The organism is Blastococcus sp. SYSU D00868 (genome assembly GCF_054050575.1).
On record NZ_JBJGZO010000032.1, the window covers coordinates 44,416 to 54,276 of the forward strand.

Below are 9,861 nucleotides of genomic sequence, written 5' to 3' on the forward strand. Positions count from 1 at the left end.
GTGCTCCGGGTCCCGCGCGCCCGGACGGCAGCGACCCCCACGACGGCACGGAGTCCGACGCCCGTCCGAGAGTAGTGGCACGCCGCCGTGGTGGGCAGGTCCGAGCCCGGCCCGTCTCAGCCCGGCGCCACGATCGCGCGCTCGACGATCCGCCGGGACGGCGTCCCCGGCGGGAGGGTGCCCAGGACCGCGCCCCAGTCGCCGCCGAGCCGGGTGGCGCAGAAGGCGTCGGCGACCTCCCCGGGGGCGTGCCGGAGCAGCAGCGAGCCCTGCAGGCACAGCGCCAGCAGGCCGGCCACCCGCCGGGCGCGCGGCTCCAGGCCGTCGGGGTCGCCCAGCTCGGCGTGCAGCCGCTTGACCGCCGCGTCGTAGCGGGCGTCGGCGCCGCGGGCGAGCTCGAGCTCGGCGCCGACCGCGGCCAGCGACTCCGCCGAGCGGCCCAGCGCCCGGAGCACGTCGAGCGCGATGACGTTGCCCGAGCCCTCCCAGATGGAGTTCAGCGGCGCCTGCCGGTAGAGCCGCGGCATGCCCGACTCCTCGACGTAGCCGTTGCCGCCGAGCACCTCCAGGGCCTCGGCGACGACGCCCGGCGTCCGCTTGCACACCCAGAACTTCGCCGCCGCCCCGGCCAGCCGCAGGAACGCCGACTCCCCCGCGTCCACCGCCGCGGCCAGCCGGATCGCCAGGGCCGTCGCCGCCTCGCTCTCCACGGCCAGGTCGGCCAGCACGTTCTGCATCAGCGGCTGGTCGGCCAGCAGCGCGCCGAAGGCCCGCCGGTGCCGGGCGTGGTGGATCGCCTGGGTGAGCGCGGCGCGGACGGTGGCCGCCGACCCCAGCACGCAGTCCAGCCGGGTCGTGTTGACCATCTCGATGATCGTGGGGACGCCGCGGCCCGGGTCGCCGACCAGCCAGCCCGTCGTCCCGTCGAACTCCACCTCGCTGGAGGCGTTGGCCCGGTCGCCGAGCTTGTCCTTGAGCCGCTGCAGGCGGAACACGTTCCGGCTGCCGTCGGGCAGCACCCGCGGCACGAGGAAGCAGGAGACGCCCTCGGGCAGCTGGGCCAGCACGAGGAACAGGTCGCTCATCGGCGCCGAGGTGAACCACTTGTGGCCGGTCAGCGCGTAGGTGCCGTCGGCGTCCGGGACGGCGCGGGTGGTGTTGGCGCGGACGTCGGAGCCGCCCTGCTTCTCGGTCATCCCCATGCCGGCCACCAGGCCGGGCTTCGCGGCCGGCGGGGTGAGGCCGAACCGGTAGCCGCGCCCGGTCAGCCCCGGCTCGTAGACGGCGGCCAGGTCGGGCGCGGCGCGCAGTGCGGGGACGGCGGCGTAGGTCATCGTGACCGGGCAGCCGTGGCCCATCTCGACCTGCGTCCAGCCGAGGTAGCCGACGGCGCGCCGGACGTGCGCGTGCGGCGAGGGGTCGGCCCAGGGCGCCCCGGCCAGGCCGTGCTCGAATGCCGTCCGCATGAGCTCGTGCCACGCCGGGTGGAACTCGACCTCGTCGACGCGGTGTCCGTAGCGGTCGTGCGTGCGCAGCACCGGCCGGTTCTCGTCGGCCAGCCGGCCCCACTCGCGCGCCTGCTCGCTGCCGGCCACCGCGCCGAGGTCGGCCAGGGAGGCCAGCGTCGCGGCGTCGGCGTGCCGCACGCACGCCTCGGCGAGGGCGGCGTCCCCGGCGATCGGGTCGTGGCCGGCCAGCGGCGGGGCCTGGTTGGTGACCTCGTGCGTGACGCTCATGGGAGGCACGGTAGGACGGCGCCGGTTCCACGTGGAACCGGGCCGTCAGCGGACGAGGCGGTGCAGCGCCCACTGCGCCAGCGGCGCGTAGCCCAGGACGAGGGGCGCGGGCCCGGAGGTGCGCAGGCCGGTCGTCGTGCCGCCGTCCGGGCCGTCGGCGACCCAGTGGTGCAGCCGCAGCCGGAGGGGGCCGGCGCCGACCGTCCACGACCACGAGCGGGCGACCGGGTCGACGGCGTCGACCGTGAAGGGCAGCGGGACGCCGAGCCCGCGCACCCGGCCGCGCGCGCCGGCGGTGAGCAGCCGCTGCGGGCAGTCGACGCCGGTGATCTGCGGCGCCCACTCCCGCCAGCGGTCCAGGAACCGGTAGCGGTCCCAGACCTCGGTCGGGGGTCGCGGCCCGCTCGCGTGCAGCGTCGTCGTGGTCACGCCGGCGGCCCGCCCAGCAGCAGCTCGCGCAGCATCTGCATGGCCAGGGCGACGGAGCGCTCCCGCACCGCCGACCGCGACCCGGGCAGCCGGACGGAGCGGGCGACCACGCCGTCCGGCCCGGCGGCGCACAGGTGCACGGTGCCCACGGGCTTGTCCGGCGTCCCCCCGCCCGGGCCGGCGATGCCGGTGATGCCCACCCCGACGTCCGCGCCGAAGCGCGTCCGGGCGCCGTCGGCCAGGGCGCGGGCCACCTGGGGGCTCACCGCGCCGTGCTCGGCGAGCATCGCCGCCGGGACGTCGACCATCGCCTCCTTCGCTGAGTTCGCGTAGGAGCAGACGCCGCCGAGCACCCACGCCGAGGAGCCGGCGCGCTCGGTCAGCCGGGCGACGAGCAGGCCGCCGGTGCACGACTCCGCCGTGGCGATGGTGCGCCCCTGCGCCTCGAGGGCGCCGGCGACGAGGTCGTCGACGGTCGGCCCGGTGGAGAACAGGGTGTCGCCGTAGGCGCCCTGCAGGACCTCGGCCAGCCGGTCGTAGGCGGGCTGGGCCTCCGGCCCGAACCGGGTGACGATCTCCAGCTCGCCGTCGCGCAGGCAGGTGGTGATCTCCAGGCCGCCCAGCTCCGCGTCGTGGTCGCGCAGGGTGGCGGCCAGCTGCGCCTCGAGCGTGCCCCACAGCCGCACCGTCTCCTGGCGCAGCTCGGGGGCGCCGTCCAGCACGCGGGCGACCGGCCCGGCGGCCAGCGCCGCGGGCCACATGCCCTGCAGCTCCGACGGCGGGCCGGGCAGCACGAGGACCGGCGGCCCGCTGCGCCCCTCGCCGGGCGGGACCACCAGCCCCGGCGCCGTCCCGACCGGCTCCAGCACCGTCGCGCCCGCCGGCACCCGCGCCTGCTTGGCGACGCCGGCGGCCTGGGCCGCGGGATCCACCCGCCAGCCGCGGCGCGCGGTCAGCCGGGCGACGATCGCGCCGACCCGCTGCTCCAGCTCCGGGTCCACCGCCGACGGCCGCCCGTGCCAGTCGCCGACCACCTGGGCGGTGAGGTCGTCGGCGGTCGGGCCGAGCCCCCCGGAGGTGATCAGCAGGTCGGCGCCGGCGCCGGCGAGGAAGTCCAGCGCGGCACGCAGGTCCTCGGGGCGGTCGCCGACGACGACGACCGCGGCGACGTCCACGCCGCGCTGCCGCAGCTGCTCGGCCAGCCAGGGCCCGTTGCGGTCGGTCACCCGGCCGGTGAGCACCTCGGTCCCGGTGACGACGATGCCCGCGCGCGTACCCACGCCTGCACCCTAGGCAGACTCCGGCGCACCGGCCTCCGCGCGCGGGCCGGTGCCCGGGCCGTCCGGCGACCGGTCAGCCGCGCCCGCCGCCGTTGCCGTTGCCGTTCCCCGCGTTGCCGTTGCCGTTGCCCCCGCCGTTGCCGTTCGCGGCGCCGTGCCCGTTCGCCGCGCCGTTGCCACTGCCCGCGCCGCCTGAGGTCCCGGGACCCGCCGAGCCCCCGGACCCGCCCGCGCTCCCGGAGCCGCCGCCCCCCGACCCGGCCGGCTGCGGCGCCGGGGCCGCCTGCTGGGCGGGCGCGGAGGGGAGTGCCGCCAGCGCCCCGGTCCCGCTGGTCCCGCTCGACGGCCCGGGCGCCGACGGCGTGCCGGGCGGCGGCGCCGCCGGGGTCACGGAGACGGTGAGCGTCACCACCGTCCCCGGCGCGAGCCGGCCCGACGGGCTGACCGCGACCACCACACCCGGCGGCGTCCGCGTCGTCACCTGCTCGACCCGCGCCACCTGCAGGCCGCGCCGCACCAGCTCGGCCTCCACCTCGTCGGCCGGCCGGCCGAGCAGGTCGCCGGCCAGCACCTCGACCTCCGGCGTCGCGGCGGCCCCGTCCCCCACCGCGTCCTCCGCCGCGGCCGCGGGCGGGACGACACCGGAGGAGCCGGCGGCCAGCTGCAGCGCGCCGACCCCGAGGCCGGCCCCGACGAGCAGGGTCGCCACCGGGACCAGCAGCCGGCGCCCGCGCCGGGCCGCCACCGGCAGCGACAGCTCCCGGGTGCGCGGCGTCGGGACCGGGTCCAGCCGGCGCCCGGCGCGCACGTCGGCCACGGCGGCCCGCACGGCCGCGCCGTCCGGGTACCGCTCGGCCGGGTCCTTGGCCAGCGCCCGGTCCACCAGCCGGCGGACGTTCTCCGGCACGTCGGCCGGCAGCGGGGCGGGCACCTCGCGGATCTGCCGCAGCGCGATCTGCACCGGGTTGTCGCCGTCGAAGGCGCGGTGCCCGGCCAGGCACTCGTAGGCGACCATGCCGAGCGCGTAGACGTCGCTGGCCGGGGTCGCGTGCTGCCCCTCGGCCTGCTCCGGGGACAGGTAGCAGGCGGTGCCGACGACCTGGCCGGTGCGGGTCAGCGGGGCGCTGGTGGCCGACCAGGCGATGCCGAAGTCGGTGATGCGGACGACGCCGTCGGCGCCGAGGAGCACGTTGCCCGGCTTGACGTCGCGGTGCACCACCCCGGCGGCGTGCGCCGCGGCCAGCGCGGCGGCGGTCTGGTCGACGACGTCGAGGACGAGGTCCAGCGGCGGCCGCGGCTCGCGCGCCAGCCGGGCGGCCAGCGACTCGCCCTCGACCAGCTCCATCACCAGGTAGGCGCAGACCGCGCCGTCGGGCCCGTCGGCCTCGCCGTAGTCGTGCAGGGCGGCGATGTTGCGGTGCACCAGCCGGGCCGAGACCTGCGCCTCGGCGCGGAAGCGCGCCAGCGAGACCGCGTCGTCGGTGTACTCGCCGCGCAGCACCTTGACGGCGACCGCGCGGCCGAGCCTCAGGTCCCGGGCCCGCCAGACGCGGCCCATGCCGCCCGTGGCCAGCAGCTCCACCAGCTCGTACCGCCCACCGAGGACGCGACGGACCGGTCCACCCACTGCCCGACCCCCCGACGTGCGTCCCCGTGCAGGTGCAGGGATGCCACGGCGGGCCGGTCGGGAAACGCGGCGCGGCCGCCCGGGCGCCGCGTTCCCCCGGCCGGGGGAACGCCGCCGCGCTCAGCCGGGGGCGCCGCCGGGCTCAGGGGGTGGTCGCGGCCGGGCTCTCCGGCGGGGTCTCGCCGGAGGTCGTGGTCGACGGGGTGGTCGGCGTCGTCGGCGTGCTCGTCTCCGTCGGCGGAGCCGTCGTCGTGGTGGTGGGCCCCGTGGGGGTCGGGGCGACCGTGCCGGACCCGGTCGGCGACGCCGGGGTGGTCGGCGCGGCGGAGGTGGTGGGGGTGTCCGGCGGGACGTCGCGGGTCGGGGGCGCCGCGTCGTCGTCGACGGGGGTCAGCCCCCCGCCGTCCGCCCCGCGGTTGCCGCCCGAGGGCCGGCCCTCGTCGTCGTCGGCCACGGCGTACCAGACGTCGACGTCGTCGCCCGGCTCCAGGCCGCGGCCGGTCGGGTCGACGCGGGTGACGGTGCCCGCCTCGACGTCGTCGGTGATCTGCGGGTGCCGGTACACGCTCAGCCCCAGCGCGGACAGCTCCGCGGCGACGTCGTCGACCGGCCGGCCGACGTAGTCGGCGGCCGACAGCGCGACCGTCTCGGCCTCCTGCGTCTGCGCGGCCGCGACGGGGGTGGCCGGCGACTCGCCCGCGAGCACGAGGAACACCCCGGCGGCGGCGGCCGCGCCGAGCAGCAGCGCGACCAGGGGCACCAGCAGGGCCGTGGCCCGCCGCCGGCCGGGAGGCGGCGGCGAGCGGTGCGCGCCGGCGGCGACCGTGGGCGGCCCGCCGTCGCCCGGCGACCCCGGCGGGGGCGCCAGTGGGGCCGCGCGCACGCCGGTCTCGGCGAGCTCGGGCAGCCGCCCGGCGCGGGCGTCGGCGACGGCGGCGGCGAAGGCCGCGCCGTCGGCCATCCGGGCGGCCGGGTCCTTGGCCAGCGCCCGGGTGATGATCGTCCGGACGCCCGTGGGCAGCTCGCCGGGCAGCGGCTCCGGGTCCTCCCGCAGCTGCTTGAGCGCGATCGTGACGGCGTTGTCGCCGTCGAAGGCGGGGTGGCCGGCCAGGCACTCGTAGCCGACCAGGCCGAGCGCGTAGACGTCGCTGGCCGGGGTGGCCAGCCGGCCCTCGGCCTGCTCCGGGGAGAGGTACTGCGGCGTGCCGATGACCTGGCCGGTGCGGGTCAGCGGCACGCTGCCGGCCGACCAGGCGATGCCGAAGTCGGTGATCTTCACGCTGCCGTCGGGGCAGACGAGGATGTTGCCGGGCTTGACGTCGCGGTGGACCAGCCCGACCCGGTGCGCCTCGGCCAGGGCGGAGGCCGTCTGCTGCAGCACCGACAGGGTGGTGGCGGCGTCCAGCCGGCCCTCGCGGCGCAGCACCGCCGACAGCGGCTCGCCCTCGACGAGCTCCATGACCAGGTAGGCCAGCGCCTCGCCGTCCTCCGAGTGGGTCTCCCCGTAGTCGAAGACGCTGGCGATGTTCGGGTGCGACAGCGCGGCGGCGTGCTGGGCCTCGGCACGGAAGCGGGCGAGGAACGTCGGGTCGCCGGTGTACTCGCTGCGCAGCACCTTGACCGCGACGGGCCGGCCGAGCAGCACGTCGGTGCCGCGCCAGACCTGGCCCATGCCACCGGAGGCGATCAGCCGGCCGAGCTCGTAGCGCTCACCCAGGCTCCGCCGCCCCGGCTCCACCACCGTGCTCACCCCCCGACGCACTCGTGCCCGACCGGCACATCCTCCCAGGCCGAACCCGCCCGCGGCACCGGTCGCAGGCGTCACTCTGGTAACAGCGCGGTGTCCGGCCTGGGCGGGACGGCCGCCGTGCCCTACACGCCCTCGACGAGGGCCCGGCCCCACCGGTCGGCGTCGTCAGGGACGCCGGGCGGGCAGGCGGAGACCGCCGAGGTGGCCGGGCGCACCGACCGGTGCCGCAGAACTGGCTCCGCGCGGGCCGCGATGGTTGCACCGACGTTGCGACCGGCCCGGCTCGTCCCCCCGGGCCCCTTGCCCCGGCCGGGCGGCGGCTGTGACGGTTGCCACACCCCACCACCTGCAGACGAGGAGACCGACGTGCCCGACGCCCCCGACATGACCGAGGTCCTGGCCGACGCCCCCACCAACTGGGGGAAGTGGGGTGAGGACGACGAGGTCGGCGCGCTGAACTACCTGACCGCGGACGAGGTCCTGCGCGGGATCCGGCACGTCCGCCAGGGCAAGGTGTTCACCCTGCAGCGGCTCATCGGCGACCCGAAGGGCGACCCGGTGTGGCCCGGCCGCACCCCGGCCGAGCGGACCCAGATCCTCGACGAGTCCAGCTGGGACGGCGACGGCGGCCCGCAGTTCCCCGGCGGCCTGCACTACGCCGACGACAAGATCAACGCCTTCCTGCAGGGCTCCACGCAGTACGACGCGCTGGGTCACGTCTGGTACGGCGGTCAGATCTGGAACGGCTACGACGCCCGGACCACCGTCGGCGGCATGGCCAAGGCCAGCGTGGAGCCGATCGCCCGCCGCGGTGTCGTCGGCCGCGGCATCCTGCTGGACATGGCCCGCTTCCGCGGGAAGCCGACCCTCGAGAAGGGCGAGACGTTCACCCACGAGGACCTGGTCGCCTGCGCCGAGGCCCAGGGCACCCCGATCGAGAAGCGCGACGTCCTGGTCCTCCGCACCAACTTCCTGCAGCTGTTCCACGAGCAGGGCGACGCGTTCTACGAGGGCTTCAACGAGCCGGGCCTGGTCTACAGCCCCGAGCTGGTCCGCTGGTTCCAGGACATGGAGATCCCGAACCTGGCGACCGACACCATCGCCAACGAGGTCACCTTCGACCCGAACAACGGCACCGCGCTGCCCCTGCACTGCGCGCTGATGCGCAACCTGGGGGTCACGCTCACCGAGATCTGCGACCTCGAGGAGCTGGCCGCCGACTGCGCCGAGGACGGCCAGTACACGTTCCTGTGGGCCGCCGCGCCGCTGAAGATCCACCTGGCCACCGGCTCGCCGGTCAACCCGCTGGCGATCAAGTAGGGCCGGTCGTGAGCGCCTACGACGACCGGCCCTGGCTGGCCCGCTACGCCGAGGGGCAGCCGGCCGACTACGAGATCGAGTTCGCGAACGCGCTGGAGATGTACCGCGCCGGGGTCGAGCGCGACCCCGACGGCGTCGCCCTGCACTACTTCGACGGCACCGTGACCCGGCGGGAGCTCGACGAGCTCAGCGACGCCCTCGCCGCCGGGCTGCTGGCCTCGGGCTTCTCCCCGGGCGACCGGCTCGCCGTCTACCTGCAGAACGTGCCCCAGTTCGTCGTCGCGATGGTGGCGACCTGGAAGGCCGGCGGCGTCATGGTGTCGATCAACCCGATGAGCCGGAAGCGGGAGCTGTCGTACCTGCTCGAGGACTCGGGCGCGACGGTGCTGCTCTCCCTGGAGGCGCTGTACGACGAGGTCGCGCGCGACGTCGTGCCCGACACCGACGTCCGGCTGGTCCTCACCACCAGCGAGCTGGACTTCCAGACCCGCGACGACCCGCGGCTGTTCGCCGCCACCCGCCGGCAGCGGCACGAGGGCACCGAGGACCTGCTCGAGTTCGCCGCCCGGTACCGGGGGCAGACCCCGCCCCCGGCCGATCTCGGCGCGGACGACGTCGCGTTCCTCACCTACACGTCCGGGACGACCGGGGTGCCCAAGGGCGCGATGAACACCCACCGCAACGTCGTCTTCACCGCGCAGGTGTACCGGGACTGGGCGCACGCCGGCCGCGACGGGGCGATCTTCGGCATCGCCCCGCTGTTCCACATCACCGGCCTGATCGGGCACATCGCGGTGAGCATGCTGGTGCCGGCGCCGTTGGTGCTGGCCTACCGGTTCGACCCGCAGGTGGTGCTCGACGCGCTGCTCGAGCACCGGCCGGCGTTCACCATCGGCGCGATCACCGCGCTGAACGCGCTGCTCAACGCGCCGGAGTTCACCCGCGACCACTTCGCCTCGTTCACCTCCGTGTACTCCGGGGGCGCGGCGATCTCGCCGACGGCGGAGAAGGCGTTCCGGGAGGCCACCGGCATCCAGGTGCACAACGCCTACGGGCTGACCGAGACGACGTCCCCGATGACCGTGACGCCGTTCGGCTCCCCCTCGCCGGTGGACCCCACCTCCGGGGCGCTGTCGGTCGGGACCCCGGCGCCGAGCACGGTCGTCCGGATCCAGGACGACGACGGGAACGACCTGCCGCTGGGCGAGGTGGGCGAGATCGTCGCCGAGGGGCCGCAGGTGGTCGCGGGCTACTGGGGCAAGCCCGAGGAGACCGCCGCCAACCTGCCCGGCGGGGCGTTGCACAGCGGCGACGTCGGGTTCATGGACCCCGACGGCTGGGTGTTCATCGTCGACCGCAAGAAGGACATGATCAACGCGTCGGGCTACAAGGTCTGGCCCCGCGAGGTCGAGGACGTCCTGGCCGAGCACCCGGCGGTCCGCGAGTCCGCCGTCGTCGGCGTGCCCGACGAGAAGCGCGGGGAGACGGTCAAGGCCTACGTGAGCCTGCGGGCCGGGGCGCAGGCGACCCCGGAGGAGCTGATCGCGCACTGCCGGGAGCGGATGGCCGCCTACAAGTACCCCCGGCAGGTCGAGGTCATCGACGAGCTGCCCAAGACGGTGACCGGCAAGATCCTCCGCCGCGAGCTCCGGGGCCGGGATCAGGGAACCTGATCGTGGCGCGTCCTCCCTCACCGCACACCGTGAGGGAGGACGCGCT

Annotated in this window: 7 protein-coding genes; 2 read left to right on the top strand and 5 right to left on the bottom strand. The window is 76.6% G+C overall.

Annotation, left to right across the window (positions count from 1 at the left end; genetic code table 11):
• Positions 1–116 precede the first annotated feature (116 nt).
• The 5 genes from ACI79F_RS20605 to ACI79F_RS20625 form a co-directional block, all read right to left on the bottom strand.
• Positions 117–1,736 carry an acyl-CoA dehydrogenase family protein gene (locus ACI79F_RS20605; protein WP_456545408.1) on the bottom strand — a complete coding sequence of 540 codons (1,620 nt, stop codon included), beginning with the start codon at positions 1,734–1,736 and terminating at the stop codon, positions 117–119.
• Positions 1,737–1,781: 45 nt separating this feature from the next.
• Entirely contained in the window at positions 1,782–2,165 is a 384-nt protein-coding gene (locus ACI79F_RS20610) for an SRPBCC family protein (protein WP_456545409.1), read from the bottom strand.
• Positions 2,162–3,445: a competence/damage-inducible protein A gene (locus ACI79F_RS20615; RefSeq protein WP_456545410.1), complete on the bottom strand. Its 1,284-nt coding sequence runs from the start codon at positions 3,443–3,445 to the stop codon at positions 2,162–2,164. The genes ACI79F_RS20610 and ACI79F_RS20615 overlap by 4 nt, the downstream gene beginning before the upstream one ends.
• Before the next feature lie 73 nt (positions 3,446–3,518).
• Positions 3,519–5,072: a serine/threonine-protein kinase gene (locus ACI79F_RS20620; protein ID WP_456545411.1), complete on the bottom strand. Its 1,554-nt coding sequence runs from the start codon at positions 5,070–5,072 to the stop codon at positions 3,519–3,521.
• 142 nt (positions 5,073–5,214) lie between these two features.
• Complete coding sequence (locus ACI79F_RS20625; RefSeq protein WP_456545412.1) at positions 5,215–6,822, bottom strand: protein kinase domain-containing protein; 1,608 nt, start codon at positions 6,820–6,822, stop codon at positions 5,215–5,217.
• 366 nt (positions 6,823–7,188) lie between these two features.
• Between ACI79F_RS20625 and ACI79F_RS20630 the strand changes: the two genes are divergently transcribed.
• Both ACI79F_RS20630 and ACI79F_RS20635 read left to right on the top strand, forming a co-directional pair.
• Entirely contained in the window at positions 7,189–8,142 is a 954-nt protein-coding gene (locus ACI79F_RS20630; protein WP_456545413.1) for a cyclase family protein, read from the top strand.
• Between the two features lie 8 nt (positions 8,143–8,150).
• The gene (locus ACI79F_RS20635) at positions 8,151–9,815 is read left to right on the top strand and encodes an AMP-binding protein (RefSeq protein WP_456545414.1); all 1,665 of its coding nucleotides are present in this window, start codon (positions 8,151–8,153) and stop codon (positions 9,813–9,815) included.
• Positions 9,816–9,861 lie beyond the last annotated feature (46 nt).